Annotated in this window: 19 protein-coding genes and 2 pseudogenes; 15 read left to right on the top strand and 6 right to left on the bottom strand. The window is 71.8% G+C overall.

The window, feature by feature from the left end:
- Nucleotides 1-80: 80 nt before the first annotated feature.
- The 3 genes from FLP10_RS10525 to FLP10_RS10515 all read left to right on the top strand — a co-directional run bounded on the left by FLP10_RS10525 (nt 81) and on the right by FLP10_RS10515 (nt 3,144).
- Complete coding sequence (locus FLP10_RS10525) at nt 81-1,205, top strand: heme/hemin ABC transporter substrate-binding protein (protein ID WP_149160813.1); 1,125 nt, start codon at nt 81-83, stop codon at nt 1,203-1,205.
- Nucleotides 1,206-1,282: 77 nt separating this feature from the next.
- Nucleotides 1,283-2,332 carry a FecCD family ABC transporter permease gene (locus FLP10_RS10520; RefSeq protein ID WP_149162214.1) on the top strand — a complete coding sequence of 350 codons (1,050 nt, stop codon included), beginning with the start codon at nt 1,283-1,285 and terminating at the stop codon, nt 2,330-2,332.
- Nucleotides 2,329-3,144, top strand: a complete 816-nt coding sequence (locus FLP10_RS10515) for a heme ABC transporter ATP-binding protein (protein ID WP_149160812.1) — start codon at nt 2,329-2,331, stop codon at nt 3,142-3,144. Before FLP10_RS10520 ends, FLP10_RS10515 begins: the two co-directional genes overlap by 4 nt.
- Before the next feature lie 77 nt (nt 3,145-3,221).
- Here FLP10_RS10515 and FLP10_RS10510 read toward each other — a convergent pair whose 3' ends face one another.
- The gene (locus FLP10_RS10510; RefSeq protein WP_149160811.1) at nt 3,222-3,587 is read right to left on the bottom strand and encodes a sterol carrier family protein; all 366 of its coding nucleotides are present in this window, start codon (nt 3,585-3,587) and stop codon (nt 3,222-3,224) included.
- Between the two features lie 182 nt (nt 3,588-3,769).
- On the opposite strand from FLP10_RS10510, the gene purD reads away from it, so the two are divergent.
- From purD to FLP10_RS10490, 4 genes are all read left to right on the top strand, one after another.
- The gene (gene purD / locus FLP10_RS10505; RefSeq protein ID WP_149160810.1) at nt 3,770-5,134 is read left to right on the top strand and encodes a phosphoribosylamine--glycine ligase; all 1,365 of its coding nucleotides are present in this window, start codon (nt 3,770-3,772) and stop codon (nt 5,132-5,134) included.
- A gap of 14 nt (nt 5,135-5,148) precedes the next feature.
- Nucleotides 5,149-6,087 (top strand): phosphoribosylaminoimidazolesuccinocarboxamide synthase, encoded by a 939-nt coding sequence (locus FLP10_RS10500; protein ID WP_149160809.1) that lies wholly within the window; start codon nt 5,149-5,151, stop codon nt 6,085-6,087.
- 79 nt (nt 6,088-6,166) lie between these two features.
- The gene (locus FLP10_RS10495) at nt 6,167-6,616 is read left to right on the top strand and encodes a Cif family virulence factor (protein WP_149160808.1); all 450 of its coding nucleotides are present in this window, start codon (nt 6,167-6,169) and stop codon (nt 6,614-6,616) included.
- A 29-nt stretch (nt 6,617-6,645) separates the two neighbouring features.
- Nucleotides 6,646-7,539: a VOC family protein gene (locus FLP10_RS10490; protein ID WP_149160807.1), complete on the top strand. Its 894-nt coding sequence runs from the start codon at nt 6,646-6,648 to the stop codon at nt 7,537-7,539.
- A gap of 44 nt (nt 7,540-7,583) precedes the next feature.
- Here the strand turns inward: FLP10_RS10490 and FLP10_RS10485 are convergent, their stop codons facing one another.
- A complete protein-coding gene (locus FLP10_RS10485; RefSeq protein ID WP_168209170.1) occupies nt 7,584-8,228 on the bottom strand; it encodes a TetR/AcrR family transcriptional regulator in 645 nt (214 codons plus the stop codon).
- A 78-nt stretch (nt 8,229-8,306) separates the two neighbouring features.
- Between FLP10_RS10485 and kynA the strand changes: the two genes are divergently transcribed.
- The 4 genes from kynA (at nt 8,307) to FLP10_RS10465 (ending at nt 12,228) form a co-directional block, all read left to right on the top strand.
- Nucleotides 8,307-9,188, top strand: a complete 882-nt coding sequence (gene kynA / locus FLP10_RS10480; protein WP_281286418.1) for a tryptophan 2,3-dioxygenase — start codon at nt 8,307-8,309, stop codon at nt 9,186-9,188.
- Nucleotides 9,189-9,192: 4 nt separating this feature from the next.
- Nucleotides 9,193-10,290, top strand: coding sequence for an amidohydrolase family protein (locus FLP10_RS10475; RefSeq protein ID WP_210418380.1), 1,098 nt, complete (start codon nt 9,193-9,195; stop codon nt 10,288-10,290).
- Nucleotides 10,287-11,546, top strand: coding sequence for a kynureninase (locus FLP10_RS10470; protein WP_149160804.1), 1,260 nt, complete (start codon nt 10,287-10,289; stop codon nt 11,544-11,546). Before FLP10_RS10475 ends, FLP10_RS10470 begins: the two co-directional genes overlap by 4 nt.
- A gap of 199 nt (nt 11,547-11,745) precedes the next feature.
- Nucleotides 11,746-12,228: a hypothetical protein gene (locus tag FLP10_RS10465; RefSeq protein WP_149160803.1), complete on the top strand. Its 483-nt coding sequence runs from the start codon at nt 11,746-11,748 to the stop codon at nt 12,226-12,228.
- A gap of 68 nt (nt 12,229-12,296) precedes the next feature.
- On the opposite strand, the gene FLP10_RS10460 is transcribed toward FLP10_RS10465, so the two are convergent.
- The gene (locus tag FLP10_RS10460) at nt 12,297-12,812 is read right to left on the bottom strand and encodes a pyridoxamine 5'-phosphate oxidase family protein (protein ID WP_149160802.1); all 516 of its coding nucleotides are present in this window, start codon (nt 12,810-12,812) and stop codon (nt 12,297-12,299) included.
- A 66-nt stretch (nt 12,813-12,878) separates the two neighbouring features.
- Between FLP10_RS10460 and FLP10_RS17585 the strand changes: the two genes are divergently transcribed.
- Nucleotides 12,879-14,081 (top strand): HNH endonuclease signature motif containing protein, encoded by a 1,203-nt coding sequence (locus FLP10_RS17585; protein ID WP_210418379.1) that lies wholly within the window; start codon nt 12,879-12,881, stop codon nt 14,079-14,081.
- A gap of 31 nt (nt 14,082-14,112) precedes the next feature.
- Here the strand turns inward: FLP10_RS17585 and FLP10_RS17825 are convergent, their stop codons facing one another.
- Complete coding sequence (locus tag FLP10_RS17825; protein ID WP_281286417.1) at nt 14,113-14,235, bottom strand: hypothetical protein; 123 nt, start codon at nt 14,233-14,235, stop codon at nt 14,113-14,115.
- On the opposite strand from FLP10_RS17825, the pseudogene FLP10_RS17705 reads away from it, so the two are divergent.
- The 3 genes and pseudogenes from FLP10_RS17705 to purQ all read left to right on the top strand — a co-directional run.
- Nucleotides 14,234-14,728, top strand: a pseudogene (locus FLP10_RS17705) (phosphotransferase); the annotation flags it as partial. The gene FLP10_RS17825 and the pseudogene FLP10_RS17705 overlap by 2 nt on opposite strands.
- Nucleotides 14,729-15,091: 363 nt before the next feature.
- A pseudogene (gene purS, locus FLP10_RS17445) lies at nt 15,092-15,325 on the top strand (phosphoribosylformylglycinamidine synthase subunit PurS); the annotation flags it as partial.
- Nucleotides 15,326-15,450: 125 nt separating this feature from the next.
- A complete protein-coding gene (gene purQ / locus FLP10_RS10445; protein ID WP_149160800.1) occupies nt 15,451-16,149 on the top strand; it encodes a phosphoribosylformylglycinamidine synthase subunit PurQ in 699 nt (232 codons plus the stop codon).
- A gap of 32 nt (nt 16,150-16,181) precedes the next feature.
- Here purQ and FLP10_RS10440 read toward each other — a convergent pair whose 3' ends face one another.
- Nucleotides 16,182-17,573, bottom strand: coding sequence for a hypothetical protein (locus tag FLP10_RS10440; RefSeq protein WP_149160799.1), 1,392 nt, complete (start codon nt 17,571-17,573; stop codon nt 16,182-16,184).
- A 62-nt stretch (nt 17,574-17,635) separates the two neighbouring features.
- Nucleotides 17,636-19,054, bottom strand: a complete 1,419-nt coding sequence (locus FLP10_RS10435; RefSeq protein ID WP_149160798.1) for a mechanosensitive ion channel family protein — start codon at nt 19,052-19,054, stop codon at nt 17,636-17,638.
- Nucleotides 19,055-19,137 lie beyond the last annotated feature (83 nt).

The raw sequence follows: 19,137 nt of genomic DNA, 5'->3' as shown, positions 1-19,137 counted from the left end.
TATGAGGTTAGGCTTACCTCAGCTGCGAATCCATCGGATGTCGCATCCCCCGCTTTCCGCATCGACTCCGGAACGACATCATGACCCGACGCTCCCGCCGCCTCGTCGCGGCCGCCGCGGCCGTGCTCGCCGCCGCGGCCCTCGTCGGCTGCGCGCCGGCCGCGTCGGCGCCGCCCCAGGCGCAGCACTGCGTGGCATCCGGTGTCGCCCTGGCCGATCTCGCCCTCGATGCGAGCCCGCGCGAGGCGACCGGCCCGTCGACCGCCTGCCTGGCCGATGCGAGCGTGGTCGCGCTCGATGCACCCGCTCCCGACCTGCCCGTGACCCTGACCGACGCCGAGGGGCGCGAGGTCACCGTCACCGACACCAGCCGCATCCTCGCGCTCGACATCTCGGGCGCGCTCGCGGCGACCGTGTTCGGGCTCGGCCTCGGCGACCACGTCGTCGGCCGCGACTCGTCGACGGGGTTCCCCGAGGCATCCGAACTGCCCGTGGTCACGCAGGGCGGGCACACGCTCGCGGCCGAGCCGATCCTCGCGCTCGACCCGTCGGTGGTCATCACCGACACGACGCTCGGGCCGAAGGCCGTGATCGAGCAGCTCCGCGAGGCGGGCATCCCGGTCGTCATCACCGAGTCCGAGCGCGACCTCGACACGATCGACACCGTCATCGGCCAGGTGGCGACCGCGCTCGGCGTGCCCGAGCAGGGCGAGCGGCTGAGCGCACGCGTGCACGACGAGATCGCGCAGGTCACGGAAGATATCGACGCGATCGCACCCGATGATCCCGCCGACCGGCCCCGCATGATCTTCCTGTACGTGCGCGGCAGCGCCGGCGTCTACTACCTGTTCGGCGAGGAGTCGGGCGCCGACTCGCTCATCACCGCGCTCGGCGGCATCGACGTCGCGGGTGAGATCGGCTGGCAGGGCATGCGCCCGGTCACCGCCGAGGCGCTCGTGAAGGCCGAACCCGACGTGGTGCTGCTCATGACGAAGGGCCTCGAGTCGGTCGGCGGCGTCGACGGCCTGCTCGAAGCGGTGCCCGCCCTCGCGAGCACGCCGGCGGGCCAGCACCGACGGTTCGTCGACATGGACGACACCGAGATCCTGAGTTTCGGCCCGCGCACGGCCGACGTGCTCGAGGCACTCGCGCGCGCCGTGTACGCGCCGGCGCAGTCGGGCATGGTCGGCGAGGCCGCGAAGTGACGCAGGTGCAGTCGGCCAGGTCGGATGCCTCCGAGCCGGCGCGCTCCGAAGCATCCGGCGCCTCGCTCGAATCCCCGGTGCGCCGCTCCGAGGCATCCGTCGCCCGTCGCGCCTGGCTGGTCACCGGACTCGCGGTCGCGCTCGTGGCCCTGGCGCTCGTCGCCGCCTGCGCGGGGCAGCTGCAGATCCCGCCGAGCGAAGTGTGGAACTCGATCCTCCGCGCGGTGGGCCTGCCGGCGCCCGCCGAGGCGATGCCGAACGCCGACGCGGCGCTCTGGACCATCCGGTTCCCGCGCATCGTGATGGCGATCCTGATCGGCGCCGCGCTCGCCGCAGCCGGCACGCTCATGCAGGCGGTGTTCGCGAATCCGCTCGCCGAGCCCGGGGTGGTCGGCGTCTCGAGCGGTGCGGCACTCGGCGCGGCCGCCGCGATCGTGCTGGGATGGGCCGCCCTCGGCGAGTGGACGATCCCGGTCGCGGCCTTCGTCGCCGGGCTCGCGACGACGCTCGTCGTCTACCTGACCAGCCGCGCCGGCGGCAAGACCGAGGTCGTGACGCTCGTGCTCACGGGTATCGCGGTGAACGCGTTCGCCGGCGGTGCTCTCGCGTTCCTCACCTTCCTCGGCGACACGGCGTCGCGCGAACAGATCGTGTTCTGGCAGCTCGGGTCGCTGAACGGCTCGCGCTGGGCGCAGATCGGGGTGGTGCTGCCGCTCATCGCGGTCGGGGTGATCGCGGCGCTCGTGCTCGCGCGCACGCTCGACCTGTTCTCGCTCGGCGAGCGCGGTGCGCGCCACCTCGGCGTGAACGTCGAGCTCGTGCGGGTCGTCTCGATCGTGGTCGTCGCCCTGCTGGTCTGCGCATCGGTCGCGTTCGCGGGCATCATCTCGTTCGTCGGGCTCATCGTGCCGCACCTCATGCGCATGGTGATCGGGCCGGCGCACCGGCCACTGCTCATCACGAGCGTGCTCGGCGGCGCGGTGCTGCTGCTCGGCGCCGACCTGGTCGCGCGCACCGCGGTGCCGATGGCCGACCTGCCGATCGGCATGCTCACCTCGCTCGTCGGCGGCCCGTTCTTCTTCTGGCTGCTGCGTCGCACCCGCAAGCGGGCGGGAGGCTGGGCATGACGGATGCCGCGACCGCGCACCTGCAGTCCGAGACAGCGTCGGCTGCACCCGTGCTCACCGCCACCGGCCTGGGCGTGAGCATCGACGGCGCGACCCTGCTGCACGACGTCGACTTCGCCGCACACGCGGGCGAGCTGCACGCGCTCATCGGGCCGAACGGCGCCGGAAAGTCGACCCTGCTCGGCGTGCTCGCCGGCGACCGCCGCGCGACCACCGGATCCGCGACCCTGCACACGCGCTCGCTCCACGACTGGCCGCTGCGCGACCTCGCGCGCGCCCGCGCGGTGCTCACACAGCAGCACGACGTGTTCTTCCCGTTCACGGTCGCCCAGGTCGTCGAGATGGGCCGGCGGCCGTGGGCGCGTTCGCCCGAGGCATCCGACGACGACGCGGCCATCGCCGACGCGATGCGCCAGACGGATGTCACGCACCTCGCCGATCGTCGCGTGCCGTCGCTCTCAGGCGGCGAGCGGGCGCGCGCCGCGCTCGCCCGGGTGCTCGCCCAGCGGGCACCGGTGCTGCTGCTCGACGAGCCGACCGCGGCCCTCGACCTCAAGCACCAGGAGGACGTGCTTCGCCTCGCCCGCGCCAGATCGCGGGCCGGGGACACCGTCGTCGTCGTGCTGCACGACCTGAACATCGCGGCCGCCTACGCCGACCGGCTCACGCTGCTCGCCGGTGGTCGGGTCGCGGCGACCGGAACCCCCGCCGAGGTGCTCACGGCCGAACGCATCGAGCAGGTCTACGGGCAACCGGTCGACGTCGTCCCGCACCCCCGCACCGGTGCCCCCCTCGTGCTGCCGCTGCGCTGAGGCCGGGGCGCGTGTCACGGGTCTCGATGCGCGTCTCCGTCGTCGCTCTCGACTCGATCAGCCGTGGTGCCGCGCGCTCAGCGCACGTCGATCACCGGCACCCGGCCCGTGAGGTCGGCGCGCTGGCCGGAGGCGTGCACCGTGCCGGTCGCACGCGCCTCATCCCACGAAGTCGCGCCGGTCGCGAGCGACAGCCAGGTCGCGGCATCCGTCTCGATCACGTTGGGCGGCGTGCCCCGCGTGTGCCGTGGCCCCTCGATGCACTGCACGGCGCCGAACGGCGGCACCCGCACCTCGACGCTCGATCCCGGATGCACCTCGGCGAGCACCTGCAGGGTGTACCTCACTGCGAGCGCGAGCGTCGCCCGGTCGACCGCCTCGTCAGTCCGCCATGCCGCGACGGCATCGCGCCCCTCGAGATCCCCGATCCTCGCCCGTGCCATTCCCCCATGCTGCCACTCGCGCCGCCCGCCAACGCGCCGCCCCACACGCCTGCGCTGCGCCAGTTCGACGCCCAGTGCGCCAGCCCAGGTGGCGCAGACGTCGCCCAAGTGGCGCAGCCGCACCAGCATGCGCACCCGCACCCGCACGCGGGCGCGTGCACCCCCTCGGGTAGCCTTGTCGGGTGCGAATCCTCGTCCTCGGCTCCGGTGCGCGCGAGCACGCCATCATCCTCCGACTCCTCGACGAAGAGTCCGCCCACGAGATCATCGCGGCGCCCGGCAACGCGGGCATCGCGGCATCCGCGACCTCGTCGGCGCGCGGCACGGTGAGCACCATCGCGCTCGACCCGACCGACGGCGTCGTGGTCGCCGACTACGCGTTCGACAACAACGTCGACCTGGTCGTCGTCGGGCCCGAGGCACCGTTGGTCGCGGGCGTCGCCGAACCGCTGCGCACCCGCGGCATCCCGGTGTTCGGTCCGGGCCGGCAGGCGGCGCAGCTCGAGGGGTCCAAGGCGTTCGCGAAGCGGGTGATGGATGCCGCGGGCGTGCCCACCGGCCGTGCCACCCGCGCCGGCACCCTCGCCGAGGCCGAGCAGGCGCTCGACGAGTTCGGGGCCCCCTACGTGGTGAAGGCCGACGGCCTCGCCGCGGGCAAGGGGGTGCTCGTGACCTCCGACCGCGACGCGGCGGTGGCGCACGCCACTCACTACCTGCAGCAGGGTTCGGTGCTCATCGAGGAGTTCCTCGACGGCCAAGAGGTGTCGCTGTTCTTCATCAGCGACGGCGACGACGTGCTGCCGCTCTCGCCCGCCCAGGACTTCAAGCGGCTGCTCGACGGCGACGCCGGCCCGAACACGGGCGGCATGGGCGCGTACTCGCCGCTGCCGTGGCTGGCCGAGCACCCCGACGGCCGCGGCGGCACGTTCGGCAGCGAGCAGGCGTTCGTCGACGAGGTGCTCGAGACGATCGCGCGGCCGACGATCGCGCAGCTCGAGGCCGAGGGCACGCCGTTCATCGGGCTGCTGTACGCGGGCCTCATCCTGACCCCGAAGGGCATCCGGGTGATCGAGTTCAACGCGCGCTTCGGCGACCCCGAGACGCAGGTCGTGCTGCCGCGGCTCACGACCCCGCTGTCGCAGCTGCTGTTCGCGGCCGCGCGCGGCGAGCTGGGCACGCTGCCCCGGCCCGAGTTCGCCGCCGACGCGGCGATCACGGTCGTGCTCGCGAGCGAGGGGTATCCCGAGGCGCCGATCACCGGGCGCCCGATCACCGGCATCGCCGAGGCCGAGCAGGTCGAGGGCGTGCACGTCGCGCACGCGGCCACCGCGGTCGCCGACGGCGCGGATGCTTCGCAGGGCGCGGATGCCACGGCCGACGCCGCGCACGCGCACGGGCTCGTCGCGACCGGCGGTCGCGTCCTCAGCGTCGTCGCGACCGGCACCGACTTCGCCGACGCGCGCGGCCGAGCGTACGAGGCGCTCCGCCGCATCCACCTCGACGGCGGGCAGTACCGCACCGACATCGCGGCCCGCGTCGCGGGCTGATTGGAGCACGCGACATGACCGACACCGCTTCCACCGGCTGGACCCACGTCTACTCGGGCAAGGTGCGCGACCTGTACGTGCCGACGGCCGTGCTCGACGACGACGACAGCTGGACGGGAGACCCGCTGCACCTCTCGCCCGTCGTGCTCGTGGTGGCGAGCGACCGGGTGAGCGCGTTCGACCACGTGCTCGAGCCGGCGATCCCGGGTAAGGGCGCGATGCTCACGCAGCTCACCAGCTGGTGGTTCGAGCAGCTGCCCGACGTGCCGAACCACCTCGCGTACCCGCTCGACGACCGGTATCCCGACCTGCCTGCCGTGCCTGCCGACCTCGCCGAGCGGGCGACGCTGTGCCGCACGCTCGACATGTTCCCGATCGAGTGCGTGGTGCGCGGCTACCTCACGGGCAGCGGCTACGCCGAGTACCGTGAGACCGGCGCGATCGGCGGCCTGCCGCTGCCGGCCGGTCTGCAGAACGGCGATCGGCTGCCCGAGCCGATCTACACGCCCGCATGGAAGGCGCCGCTCGGCGAGCACGACGAGAACATCTCGTACGAGCGCACCGTCGAACTCGTCGGCGAGACCGTCGCGGCGCAGTTGCGCGAGCTCTCGCTCGAGGTCTTCACGCGGGCGCAGGCGATCGCCGAGGCGCAGGGGCTCATCCTCGCCGACACGAAGTTCGAGTTCGGCGCCGACCGCGAGACCGGCATCGTGACGCTCGCCGACGAGGTGCTCACGAGCGACTCGAGCCGCTACTGGGATCTCGACGCGTACGTCTCCGAGACGATCCCCGAGCGGCGCATGGCGAGCTTCGACAAGCAGATCGTGCGCGACTGGCTGGCCGCGAACTGGGATCAGGACGCCACGGAGCATCCGCCGACCCTGCCGCACGAGATCGTGGCGCAGACCGCGGCCCGCTACCGCGAACTGCTCGACCGCCTCGGCGCGTCCTGATTCCTCGGGTCGATCCAGCCGCTTCCCGTTCGTCGACCTGACGAACGCGCCAGTCTGGGCGGGCGAGGGGAGGCTTCCGGTGATCGAGCACGACCTGGCCGAGGCGACCGAGACCGACGCGATCGAGGTGGGCTGGCTCGTGGCCAAGCGCGCGGCCGCGATCCGCGCGGGGGACGCCGAATACCTCGCGTCGCGATACGCGCCCGGTGCGCTGACGTTCGGCTTCGCGCCGCCGTGCAGCGCGATCGCGGGCGCCGCGAGCGACGTGGTGTGGGTGCGCGACTGGTTCGATCGGATGCCGCATCCGCCGCGGTACGCGATCGGCGCGTTGACCGTGAGCGTCGCGGGCGACCTCGCGTTCTGCCACAGCGTCGACGAGGTCCGCGACCGCCGCGCGACCGGGCGCCGGGCGTGGAGCGCCCGGCTCGCACGACGCCGCCGCACCCGGCTCGACGTGACCCTCGGCTACTCGCGCATCGACGGCGTCTGGCGGCTCTCCGTCGAACGGGTGCTGGTGCTCGCGGAATAGCCCTACTGCGGCATTCGTTGCACTCGTGCATGTCCGACCAGCCTCGCCAGCGCGATCTGCTCGCCGCCGATACCGGCATGGGTGCGGTGACGCTGCGTGTCGCCGATCTCGACGCGATGATCCGCTACTACCGCGACGGCGTCACGCTCGATCTGCTGCGCCACGATGGCCCGACCGCGGTGCTCGGGCGCGGCGCGACGCCCATCGTGATCCTCGAGCACGCCCCCGAACTGCGCCATGCGGCGCCGCGCGAGGCCGGGCTCTTCCACACCGCCATTCTGTTCGACACGCGCCAGGCGCTCGCGACCGCCATTCTCTCGGTCGCGAGTCGCTACCCCGGCACGTTCACGGGCAGCGCCGATCACCTCGTCAGCGAGGCGTTCTACTTCACCGATCCCGAGGGCAACGGCGTCGAGCTGTACTTCGACCGCGACCGGTCGACCTGGAGCTGGGTGCACGGGCAGATCGAGATGGGCACGATCTTCCTCGATCCGAACGGCTATCTCGCCGAGCATCTCGGCGAGATCGGGGCGGATGCCGCGACGAGCGGTGACCGACTGGGTTCAGCGGTGGTCGGGCACGTCCACCTGTCGGTCGGCGACGTGGCGAGCGCGCGCGAGTTCTACGTGCACCGGCTCGGCTTCGAGACCACCGCCGAGCTGGGTGGGCAGGCACTGTTCGTGTCGGCAGGCGGCTATCACCACCACATGGCGATGAACACCTGGAACAGCCGGGGCGCCGGTCGCCGACAGCTGGCGCTGGGCCTCGGCAAGGTCGAGATCGTCGTGCCGAGCGCCGACGACCTGGGCGAGCTGGGTGAGCGGATGCGCCACTTCGACGTCGCGACCCGCGACGACGGTCGTACGCTCGCGTTCGACGACCCGTGGGCGAACCTGGTCGAGGTGCGCGCGGCTTCGGTCTGAGGTCGCGAGCCCGCCGCGCCGCCTCCGCGTGCGAGCGCCCGCGCCTACTCCTGCGCCGCGTCGCGGCCGTGGGCCGCGTCGTGGAATTCGCCGAACCCGGGCACAGCTCCCGGCAGCGGCTCGAGATCGGGTCGCGCGCGCAGCCCGTCGAGGATGATCCGCAGTTGCCGCCGTTGGTACGGCAGCATCGCGCCGCCGTACTGGCCGAGCGAGCCGAGCATGTTCGTGAGGATGTTCAGGTCGACCGCGGTGACGTCGGCGCGCAGCGACCCCTCGGCGATCGCGCGTTCGATGATGCCGTCGATGATCGACTCGAACTCGAGGCCAGGGCGGTAGCCGGGGTCGAGCTCGGCGACCCGGCGCATGAGCGCCGGCAGGTACGGCGTGGCCGCGACCCACGCACCGAGCCGGTCGAGGAACCACTCGATCGACTCCCACCCTGTCGGGGCGTCGACGATCTCGGGGCCGAGGTCGTGGAACATCGCGATCGCGTCGTCGTAGAGCTCGCGGATGAGCGCATCCCGGTTGGGGAAGTGCCGGTAGACGGTGCCGGCGCCGACCCCCGCGCGCGCGGCGAGCTCGTCGAGCGGCGCATCGATGCCGCGCTCGGTGAAGAGCCGCTTGGCCTCCTCGATCAGCCGGGCGTGATTCCGTCGAGCGTCACGGCGGTTCGATGTTGCGGAGGTCACCTTCCGAGGGTACCGCCTCGGCGCTGTTGAAACGGAGGGCCTTAAGCCTCCGTTTCGGCGCGCGCGTAGGCTTGCGGTGTGGTCACCGACAAACCCAGCGCCGACGCTCCCGTCGCCGAGAACACGCGGCCCATCGAGGCATCCGTCGTCACCGACTTCAGCGACCGCATGAGCTATGGCGGCTACCTCGACCTCGAGACCCTGCTGGCCGCGCAGCGGCCGATCTCCGACCCCGAGCATCACGACGAACTGCTGTTCATCATCCAGCACCAGACCACCGAGCTGTGGCTGAAGCTGCTGCTGCACGAGCTGCGCGCCGCGTGCGACCATCTCGCCGACGATGAGCTCGCGCCCGCGCTCAAAGCTCTGGCGCGCGTCAAGCACATCTTGAAGACCCTCACCGAGCAATGGTCGGTGCTCGCGACGCTCACGCCCACCGAGTATGCGCAGTTCCGCGGTGTGCTCGGCAACGCGAGCGGGTTCCAGTCGTACCAGTACCGCGCGGTCGAATTCGTGCTCGGCAACAAGAACGCGAAGATGCTGCAGGTGTTCGACGCCGACCCCGCGGCGCAGGCGATGGTGCGCGAGGCGCTCGAGCGGCCGAGCCTGTACGACGAGTTCCTGCGACTGCTGGCGCGCGCCGGGTATCCGATCCCGGCCGACATCCTCGATCGCGACGTGACGACGGCGTGGACCTTCCGCGCCGATCTGGTGCCCGTCTTCGCCGAGATCTACGCGCACACCGATGAGCACTGGGCCGCGTACGAGACCTGCGAAGAGCTCGTCGACCTCGAGGACGACGTGCAGCTCTGGCGGTTCCGGCACCTGAAGACGGTCGAGCGCATCATCGGCTCCAAGCGCGGCACCGGCGGGTCGAGCGGCTCGCCGTTCCTGAAGCGCGCGCTCGAGCTCACCTTCTTCCCCGAACTGTTCGCCGTCCGCACCGAGCTTCCGGAGTGACCGGATGTCACGGCTCGCACCCCTCGCACTCGGTCCGCTCGCACGCCGCGCGCGACGCTCGCTGAACGGCGACCACCCCGGAGAGGTCGGCATCGCCCTGCCGCCGCTGGTCGATCACCACGTGCACCTGATGCTGGTGGGCCCCAGTGACGGCGACGGCGTCGATGCGCTCGCACGCCTCGTCGACGGCGGACTCTCGGGCGTCGTCGACCTCGGTGCGCCGCTCGCGACGGTGGCACCGCTGCGCGGTCGCGGGATGCCGCGGGTCGACGTCGCGGGGCCGTTCCTCACCGCACCCGGCGGGTACCCGATCGGTCGACCGTGGGCGCCGCCGGGCGTCGCGCGTGAGGTGGCCGTCGTCGAGCGGCGTGCTGCGCTCCCGTCGCCCGTCGAGACGGCCGTCTCCGAGCTGCGCGCGTTCGGAGCATCCGTCGTGAAAGTCGCACTCAACGCGACGGCCGGGCCGGTCTTCGACCGCGCAACGCTCGACGCGATCGTGCTCTCCGCGCACGCCCACGGCCTGCCGGTCGTCGCGCACGTCGAGGGCGACGGGATGTCGCGGCTCGCGATCGAGGCGCAGGTCGACGCGCTCGCGCACACCCCGTTCACCGAGCGGCTCGACGACGAGCTCGTCGAGCGGGCGGTCGCGCAGGGCCAGCGCTGGATCTCGACCCTGTTCGTGCAGGGCTACGGCGAGGCGACACCCGACTTCGAGCGCGCCGTCGACAACCTCGCGCGGTTCCACGCCGCGGGCGGCGAGGTGCTGTACGGCACCGATCTCGGCAACGGCGAGCAGCCGGTCGGCGTGCACCCCGCCGAACTCGCCGCCCTCGTGCGGGCGGGGCTCGAGGCATCCGACCTCATCGCCGCGCTGACCGATCCCTGGCCGCGCGCCGCCGCCGTCGAGGGCGTCGCGACCTTCGTCACCGGGGCGCCGCCGACCTCGATCGGCGAGGCACCCGCCTGGCTCGCGCGGGCGCGCGTCGTGCCGACGGAGGAGCTCGAGGAGCTGGGGCCGACGCCGTACGCCGGGGCGCCCGGCTCCGAGACATCCACCGGCTCCGAGACATCCGCCCCCTTCGACCGGGACGTGACCGCATGAGCCTCGATCCGCACCTGGCCTACGCCCGCCGCATGGACCGCGCCGACGGGCTCGCGCACTATCGAAAGCGGTTCCACGGCACCGATGCGCCGCTCGTCTACTTCGACGGCAACTCGCTCGGGCGGCCGCCGATCGCCGCGATCGAGCGGATGCAGCGGTTCATGGAGCACGACTGGGGCGGCCGGCTCATCCGCGGCTGGGACGAGTCCTGGCTGCAGCTGCCGCTCGAGATCGGCGACCGCATCGGCCGCGCCGTGATCGAGGCGAAGGCCGGGCAGACCGTGATCGGCGACTCGACGACCGTGCTGCTGTACAAGCTCGCACGAGCGGCCGTCGATGCGCAGCTGGCGCGGCATCCCGAGCGGCGCGAGATCGTGATCGACACCGACAACTTCCCGACCGACCGCTACGTGCTCGAGGGCATCGCGCGCGAGCGCGGGCTCACGGTGCGGTGGATCGAGGTCGACACGACCCTCGGGGTGACCTCCCAGCAGTTGCGGGCCGCGGTCGGCAGGCACACCGCGCTCGTCGTGCTCTCGCACGTCGCGTACCGCTCGGCATACCTGGCGGATGCCCCCGAGCTGACGCGGATCGCGCACGACGCCGGTGCGCTCATCCTGTGGGACCTCTGCCACTCGGCCGGGTCGGTGCCCGTGCGCGCCGACGCGTGGGAGTTCGACCTCGCCGTCGGCTGCACCTACAAGTACCTGAACGGCGGGCCAGGTTCGCCCGCGTTCGCGTACGTGCGCGACGACCTGCAGCGTGCCCTCGCGCAGCCGATCCAGGGCTGGTTCGGTGCGGCCGACCAGTTCGCGATGGGGCCTCGCTACGAGCCGGTGCCGGGCATCCGCCGGTTCCTCTCGGGCACCTCGCCGATCCTCGCGATGCTGCCGATGGACGAGACGCTCGCGATGATCGAGGAGGCCGGCATCGCCGCGGTGCGTGCGAAGTCGGTCGCCCTCACGACGTTCGCGATCGAACTCGCCGACGACTGGCTCGCGCCCCTCGGCGTGACGCTCGCCTCGCCCGTCGACCCGGCCGAGCGCGGCGGTCACGTGACCCTGCACCACGACGCGATGCGCGAGGTGACGGCCCGCCTCTGGCAGCGCGATGTGATTCCCGACTACCGCGACCCCGGCGGGCTCCGAATCGGCCTGGCGCCCCTCTCGACGAGCTTCGAGGAGGTGCACCGCGGCCTGGATGCCACGCGCGAGGTGCTGCGCCAGGTCATCGCCGAGCGGGCGGGGCTGGGGTAGAGCTGCGGAGCACCTCCTGGTCGAGGCGCGAGCGCCGGCGAGTGTATCGAGATCTCGTGAGCCGCCGCGACGCCCGGCCACCCGCGCTCATCGCCCTCCGTTAGCAGCCTCGTTCCCGCCGATCAACCCCGCAGCTCTCCCAGGCGGCACCGGCGGGCCCGTGCCTACGATGGCCTCGATCCAGCCGACAGGAGGCACCATGACGGATGCAGCGAAGAACAGCGAAGACGGGGTGACCGACGCCGCGACGGCGGCGGGCGAGGCGGCCGGTGACGTCGCCCGCCACGTCGCGGATGCCGCGAAGGACGCGACCGGCGCCGCGAAGAGCGCGGCCCGCAAGACGACTGATGCCGCCAAGGACGCGGCTTCTCAGGCGGTGGATGCCGCGGAGGACGCGCGCGACACGCTCGAGGCGACGATCGACGCGGCCAAGGATGCTGCGGGGGATGTCTCGGACAACCTGAAGTCGGCGGCCTCGCAGGCGCGCGACGCCGGCGCCGACCTCCTCGAGTCTGTGCAGGAGCAGGCCGAAACGCTCACCGGGCGCGGGCGCGAACTCGCCGAGGACGGCGTGGGCTACGTCAAGGCGAAGTATCGCGAGAACCCGGCACTCGTCATCGCGGTCGGCGCCGCGGCGCTCGCGGGTGTCGTGCTCATCATCCGGGGGATCTCGCGCCGCTGAGGCACGCGCGCGTTCGCGTCCTCGCGTCGGTGCCTCGCGCGCTGCGCAGTGCGGCCCGCTGAGCGTGTCTACTCCGCGCGCCAGATCTGCCTGGGGTGGTATCCGTGCTTGCGCAACCAGTGCTCGGTGTAGACGATCCGCTGCGGGGTGATGATCGTGAGCGGGTCGGTCGGGGGTTGGTCGAGTCGCCGACCTCGTTCGACGTGATCGGACTGCCAACGGAACGCCTCCCAGTACGGCCGCGCGTCGGGATCGTCGTGCTCGAGCGTGCGTGCGGTGCCGAAGAGTTGGGCGCCGCCGCTGCTCGCCTGTCCGACGAGCGGTGCGAAGATGCCCGCCGACACCCGCGGATCCCGGCGCAGGTTGCGCGACTTCGGCGACGCGTTCCAGCTCGAATACATGATCTCGAATCCGAGGCTCGAGAACCGCACCGGTGTCGCCGCCGGAGATCCATCGCGCGCGACCGTCGCGACGACGGCCATGTTCTGCGTCGAGAGCAGGTTCAAGATGCGGTCCTCGAGCAGATCGCGCGGCGCGACCCCGTCGGGTGATGGTCCGTTCAACCATGGATTCGTGGTGGGCATCGCTCGTCGTTCCTCTCGCGCGGTCGGATCAGGCCACCCTGCCGGATCCAGCCGGGTGCTCCAATCATGGTGTGGAGAGTCTCATCCTGTGGAGAGGTCTCGAACGTATGTTCGAATCTCGGTAGGCTGAGGGCATGTCGACCGCAGCGCTTCTCACCAGACCCGACAGCGCTGTGCCGGCAACGTCAGACCAGCGATCGCCGTACGCGATCGCGCAAGACTCGCTCGGCCTGCTGGTCGACACCGTGGTGCACGCGGCGCGCGTCGAGGCACGATCGGCATCGGGCTGCGCTCGCCGAGCGGCGCATCGAACTCGAGCCCGCGCGCGATGGCATGGCGTGGTTGCACGCGTTCCTGCCTGCCACCGAGGCGCTGCTCATCCACGACCGACTCACGAGGTTCGCCGCGGCCTGCGACTCGAGCCGGGCTCCGTCCGTCGGCAGCTCCGGCGCCAGCGAAGATACGGATGCCCCGGGCACATCGAACACGGGCACATCGAACACCGGCACATCGAACACCGGCGCGATCGCAGCTGCGATCATCACGGGTCCGCTCGGTTCCGCTGACTCCCGCACGCTCGACCAGCGACGCGCCGACGCGCTCCGCGACCTGTTGATCGATGGTCGCACCGATGACGGGGTCACGGGTCGGTCGATCACGCCGACGGTGGCGGTGACGGTGCCCGTGCTCGCACTGCTCGGTGCGAGCGACGAACCGGCGGCCCTCGACGGGTACGGGCCGATCGACGCCGACGCCGCCCGTCGGCTCGCGGCGCACGCCCCGTCGTTCACGCGCATCCTGACCCACCCGGTCACCGGTGCGGTGCTCGATGTCGACCGGCGTTCGTACCGCCCACCCGCGGAACTCGCCACGTGGGTGCGGCTGCGCGATGAGACCTGCCGATTCCCGGGCTGCAATCGCTCGGCACGCGGGTGCGAGCTCGATCACACCGTCGCCTGGGTCGACGGCGGGCGCACCGCACACGACAACCTCGCCCACCTCTGCTCGGCCCATCACCATCTCAAGCACGAATCGTCGTGGTCGGTGCGGGCCATCGGCGACGGCGCACTCGAATGGCGGTCCCCATCGGGTCGCCGACACACCACCGTGCCCGCCGTCGCCATCGCGCGTGGGTCGAGCAGTGCTCCGCCCGATTCCTCGCACGGTTCCACCCCAGCACGGTTGCGCTCCGATTCACCGCACGGCGCGCCGCCGGCGCGTGCCGCGCCGCCCGACACGCCCACCCCGCCTGATCCGCCTCCGTTCTGAGCCGGGGCGGCATGCCGCCGTGGGTGGTCCATCATGCCGGTGCGAGCGTGCACGGCATCAGCATCCGCACCTGTGCCTGCACCCGCACCTGCACCTGCACCTGCACCTGCACCTGCACCTGCACCTGCACCTGCACCTGCGAGGATCTGCTCATGGACGAGATGCCCCTCATCGGCGGCAACATGAACGCCGTCGTGCGCGTGGGCGACACCGTTCGTCGCGAGACCGGGCCCTGGACGCCGGCTGTACACGCATTCCTCGACGCGGCGCGAGCGGCGGGCATCGACGAAGTCCCGGCGACGCACGGGATCGACGATCGCAGGCGCGAGGTGCTCGACTTCCTGCCGGGCGACCTCCTCGAACATGCCGCAGCCGACGTGAAGTGGTCGAACGGAATCCTGCGCGAGGCGGCCATACTTCTTCGCCGTCTCCACGACGCGAGCGTCGCGCTCGCGCACGAATCGCTCACCTGGCGAACTGCCGCGCACAAACCGGTCGAGGTCATCTGCCACAACGACGTCGCGCCCTACAACCTCCTCGTCGTCGGCTCCTCGCTCAGCGGACTCATCGACTACGACATGGCCTCGCCTGGTCCACGCATCTGGGATCTCGCCTACCTCGCGTACCGACTCGTGCCCTTCGCCGAAGACGCCCGCGACGTGCCATCCGACCTCGATCGACGAGCCCGGGTGCGTGCGCTCATCGACGCCTACGGCCCGGGTGACGGCGACTCCGGCATCCAACCTGACGCGATCATCGACGTGGCCGCGCAGCGCCTCGACGAACTCGCCGATTTCACCGACCGGCGCGCCGCAGCGACGGGCCGCTCCGACCTGGCGGGGCATGCCGCGATGTACCGCCGCGACGCCCATCGCCTCCGCGCGCGCGATCCGATGCGTACCCCGATGCGCACCCCGACATCCACCCCGGCACCCGCCCCCGAGCCGCCCAGGCGCGCCCGCTACAATCGAGGCATCCCCACACTTCCGACACCGGACGGAGAACCGCAGGTGCCCACCATCGTCGTCGACGTGATGCCCAAGGCCGAACTGCTCGACCCCCAGGGGAAGGCCGTCGCCGGCGCTCTCGCCCGCACCGGGCGCACCGGGTTCACCGGCGTGCGCATCGGCAAGCGCTTCGAGCTCACCGTCGACGGTCCGGTCGACGACGCGCTGAAGGCCGAGGTGCAGCAGATCGCCGAGCACATCCTCTCGAACTCGGTCATCGAAGACGTCGTGGCGATCCACTACGAGCAGTCGAACGCCGAACTGGCCGAGCAGGCCGTCGAGACCTCGTCCGGCGACCACGACGGCGCGGTACTCGCCGAGGGCTACGGCGCCCCCGCCGGCGAGACGCACTGAGGCCCGCCATGCGCATCGGTGTCATCACCTTCCCCGGTTCGCTCGACGACCGTGACGCGCAGCGCGCCGTGCGCCTCGCCGGTGCCGAGCCCGTCGCCCTGTGGCACGGCTCGCACGACCTGCAGGGCGTCGACGCGCTCATCCTCCCGGGTGGGTTCAGCTACGGCGACTACCTGCGGTGCGGCGCGATCGCCGCCCTCAGCCCCATCATGACCGAGGTCGTCGACGCGGCGAACTCGGGTATGCCGGTCCTCGGCATCTGCAACGGGTTCCAGATGCTCGTCGAGGCGCACCTCCTCGAGGGTGGCTTGATCCGCAACGACCACGGCTCGTTCGTCTGTCGCGACCAGGTGCTGCGCGTCGAGAATGCCGACACCGACTGGACGAGCGGGTTCGAAACCGGGCAGCAGATCACCATCCCCCTGAAGAACGGCGAGGGCGGCTTCATCGCATCTGAAGACACCCTCGACCGCCTCGAGGGCGAGGGTCGTGTCGTGTTCCGCTACATCGACGTGAACCCCAACGGGTCGCTGCGCGACATCGCCGGCATCACGAACGCCCGCGGCAACGTCGTCGGGCTGATGCCGCACCCCGAGCACGCGGTCGAGCCGGGCTTCGGCCCCGACACGGCGGCAGCCATGCGGTCGGGCGTCGACGGGCTCGCCTTCTTCACCAGCGTCGTCAAACGCTCGCTCGTCGAGGCGTAGCGCCGATCCCGCGAGCGTCGGGTTCGGCGCCCTCAGTTCGAGAAGCAGGCCTTGGTCACGAGCGGTTGCGGCAACGGCCCGTGATACGTATCGCCGGGGAGCGGGCCGACCTCGGGATCGAACTCGAATTCCTCGATCGCGCACACCCGGCCGGTTTCCACCCGCTGCCAGGCGCCGCCGACGGACTGAAGCACGGACGTGTGCTCGTTGCCTGAGCGGATGACGCCGAGCACCATCCAGTCCCCGCTGCAGAGCTGCGCCGCGGGGTCGATCTCCGCATCGGCGCCCAGTGCGGTTCGGGCGGCCTCGATCGAGGCCGCCGAGCAGGTGACCTCCGTCGAGGAGCCGTCGCCGCCCGCACCCATCGACGTCGCCGTGAACATGTCGACCGCGCAGAACCACCCGACTTCCCCGCTCGGGAAGAGCCCGCTCGTTGATCCGCTCCCCCGGAACACCCCGTCGACGACGACCCCGTCGAGCACCGCCATCGTCTGCTCGTCAGCGGCGGCGACGCGCACCTCCCACACCGTGCTGATCCGGGTGAGCGTGCCGTGCAGCACCTGACCCGGCGTGGTCATGCTCGCGTCGGCGCCCGACACGGTGAGAATCTGCCCGGTCAGGGGGAAGGTGCCGCAGTCGTCGGGCTGCGCGGCGATCACGTAGTCGCCGGCGAGCGGCGAGGTCTCCACGGTCGGGACGACGGGCGTCGCCGTCGCGACTGGCGCCGACGGGTCGATCGGGTCGAACGACAGCGACGAGATGATGCGCACGATCGTGCGGTACTCGTCGGAGTCCAGGTAGGCGCGCGCCTCGTCGAGATTCGCGAACTCCAGCGACGAGGGCACCGACGCGTGCTCGAAGTGCGCCGAGAAGCTGACCCCGCCGACCTCACCGGGCTCGAAGACGAGGTGATTGATCGAGTTGTCGCAGGCCTCCGGGCCGGCGATCGGCGCGACCGTGCTGCCGAGCCCGGCGACGACGTGGTCGCCCTCGTCGAGGGTCTCGAACGCGACGATCGGGGCAACCCCCTGGGAGTCGGGCGGTATCGCCATCGCCGTTTCGTCGAGCCGCGCGTACGGATAGGTCGGCATCGACGAGGGGTCGCAGCCCGGCCCGCCGATTCCCCACATGTTGTGCGCGTACGAGAGCCGGGACTCCCCGACGGCGTTCAGGATCTCGTACGCCATCGTGCCCTGTCCGTCGGGATCGGGGCCCGGCGGAAGCACGGTCCAGTCGGCGGGCAGCTGCCATGAGGCGAGCCCGTCGGCGGTCGTGAACGTGAGCCAGGCCGTCTCCGGCTCGGCCGCCGTCGAGCCCGGCGCGCTGGACACCGCCGCCCGGTCGGCAGACGCTCCGCATCCCACCAGGACGACCGATGCGCACGCCACCCCGAGCGCGTACGCGACGCGAGTCCACGCGTGCACGGCCGGAGTCTATCGATGGGAGCGGTGCGCGAGCGAGGAATGCTCATGTCCCAGAACGGGGGTCACCGCCCATCGTCGCCGTGCTCGCCGACGGGTCCGTCGCCGGCCGGCCCGTTATCAGCGGGCTCGTCACCGGCGGGCCCGCCAGCATCGGGCGGGCGCACGATCGGCACCGCCTGCGTGAACTGCTGCGCCCGCTCCTCGGCCTCGGGCGTGCCGGTGAACAGACCGGAGCGGTCGCCGTCGCCGTGGCGCTCCTCGCCGCCCGCGTCGACCTCCGACGTGCCGTCCTGCGGGCGGCGCCGGCCCGAGGCATCCGCTCGGCCGGGCCCCGCACCGGCCGCGCGAGCCACCTCGCCCGCGCCCGCCTCGCCCGAGTCCGCCGCACCCCCGGGAGCCGCGCCACCAGGCGCCGCGCCCCCAGGAGCCGCGCCCCCAGCACCCGCACCACCGCGCACCAGCACTCGCTGCGCTGGTTCCGCGTCGGGCTGCGACCGCTGCACCCAGTGCACCAGCTCCTCGCGGACGTAGCACCGCAGATCGAACAGCGTCGGCGCATCGACGGCGGTCACGAGGACGCGCACGCGCACGAACCCGCCGACCGCATCGGTGACCTGCAGCACCTTCGCCCGGCCGTCCCAGAGGTCGGTGCGCGCGAGGATCGCGTCGAGGTGCTCGCGCATCGCGCCGGGCGACACCCGCCAGTCGAGGTCGAACTCGACGGAGCCGAGGAGCTGGCTGGTCGTGCGCGTCCAATTCTGGAACGGCTTCGTCGTGAAGTACGTGCACGGCAGCACGAGCCGACGCTCGTCCCACAGCCCGACGACCACGTAGTTGAGCGTGATCTCCTCGATGCGGCCCCACTCGCCCTCGACGACGACCACGTCGTCGACGCGGATGGCGTCGCTGAACGCGAGCTGCACGCCCGCGAACAGGTTGCCGAGCACCGATTGCGCGGCGAGGCCGGCGATGATCGACACGATCCCCGCCGAGGCGAGCACCGACGCGCCGAGCGCGCGCACCGAGTCGAAGGTGAAGAGGATGACCCCGATCGCGATCACCACGATCGCGACGACGACAAGCCGACGCATGATCTGCAATTGCGTTCGCGAGCGCCGCGCGAGCCGGTTGTCGGCGACGTCGATGCGGTAGCGCCGCATGCCGAGGTCCGTCAGGAAGAGGAACCCCTGCGCGACGAGCCAGGCTCCCGCTGCGATGAGCCCGATGAGGAAGAGGTGGTCGACGGCCGGCCGCCACTCGTCCTCGGGGAACGCCACGCCGACCGAGATCCACAGGCCGAGGACCAGCAGGAACACGCGGAACGGCCACCGCGTGCGGTCGATGAGGATCGCCGCCCACTCGCGCCGGCGCGCGATCGCGCGCACGATGAGCGACACCAGTGCGGAGACGACGAACACGGCCGCGACCACCACGAGGACGGCGACGGCGAACGAGAGCCAGGACTGCCAGGTCGGGGACATCCGCCCAGCCTTGCGAACCCGCTGAACCGCCGCAAAGGGCGCCCAGCAGGTTGACAGCGCGCGTTCAGGATGGCTCGGAGCCG

It is taken from the genome of Agromyces intestinalis, from assembly GCF_008365295.1.
Taxonomy (GTDB): domain Bacteria; phylum Actinomycetota; class Actinomycetes; order Actinomycetales; family Microbacteriaceae; genus Agromyces; species Agromyces intestinalis.
Note: the sequence above shows the minus strand (reverse complement) of the source record. Positions and strands in the feature narration are given on the sequence as shown.

What these genes read in the sequence shown, in the direction of transcription:
- FLP10_RS10525 (WP_149160813.1), top strand. Translation starts at nt 81, where the DNA reads ATGACCCGACGCTCCCGCCGCCTCGTCGCGGCCGCCGCGGCCGTGCTC.
- FLP10_RS10515 (WP_149160812.1), top strand. Translation starts at nt 2,329, where the DNA reads ATGACGGATGCCGCGACCGCGCACCTGCAGTCCGAGACAGCGTCGGCT.
- FLP10_RS10510 (WP_149160811.1), bottom strand. Translation starts at nt 3,587, where the DNA reads ATGGCACGGGCGAGGATCGGGGATCTCGAGGGGCGCGATGCCGTCGCG.
- FLP10_RS10500 (WP_149160809.1), top strand. Translation starts at nt 5,149, where the DNA reads ATGACCGACACCGCTTCCACCGGCTGGACCCACGTCTACTCGGGCAAG.
- FLP10_RS10490 (WP_149160807.1), top strand. Translation starts at nt 6,646, where the DNA reads ATGTCCGACCAGCCTCGCCAGCGCGATCTGCTCGCCGCCGATACCGGC.
- FLP10_RS10475 (WP_210418380.1), top strand. Translation starts at nt 9,193, where the DNA reads ATGTCACGGCTCGCACCCCTCGCACTCGGTCCGCTCGCACGCCGCGCG.
- FLP10_RS10470 (WP_149160804.1), top strand. Translation starts at nt 10,287, where the DNA reads ATGAGCCTCGATCCGCACCTGGCCTACGCCCGCCGCATGGACCGCGCC.
- FLP10_RS10465 (WP_149160803.1), top strand. Translation starts at nt 11,746, where the DNA reads ATGACGGATGCAGCGAAGAACAGCGAAGACGGGGTGACCGACGCCGCG.
- FLP10_RS10460 (WP_149160802.1), bottom strand. Translation starts at nt 12,812, where the DNA reads ATGCCCACCACGAATCCATGGTTGAACGGACCATCACCCGACGGGGTC.
- FLP10_RS17585 (WP_210418379.1), top strand. Translation starts at nt 12,879, where the DNA reads ATGGTGTGGAGAGTCTCATCCTGTGGAGAGGTCTCGAACGTATGTTCG.
- FLP10_RS17825 (WP_281286417.1), bottom strand. Translation starts at nt 14,235, where the DNA reads ATGAGCAGATCCTCGCAGGTGCAGGTGCAGGTGCAGGTGCAGGTGCAG.
- purQ (WP_149160800.1), top strand. Translation starts at nt 15,451, where the DNA reads ATGCGCATCGGTGTCATCACCTTCCCCGGTTCGCTCGACGACCGTGAC.
- FLP10_RS10435 (WP_149160798.1), bottom strand. Translation starts at nt 19,054, where the DNA reads ATGTCCCCGACCTGGCAGTCCTGGCTCTCGTTCGCCGTCGCCGTCCTC.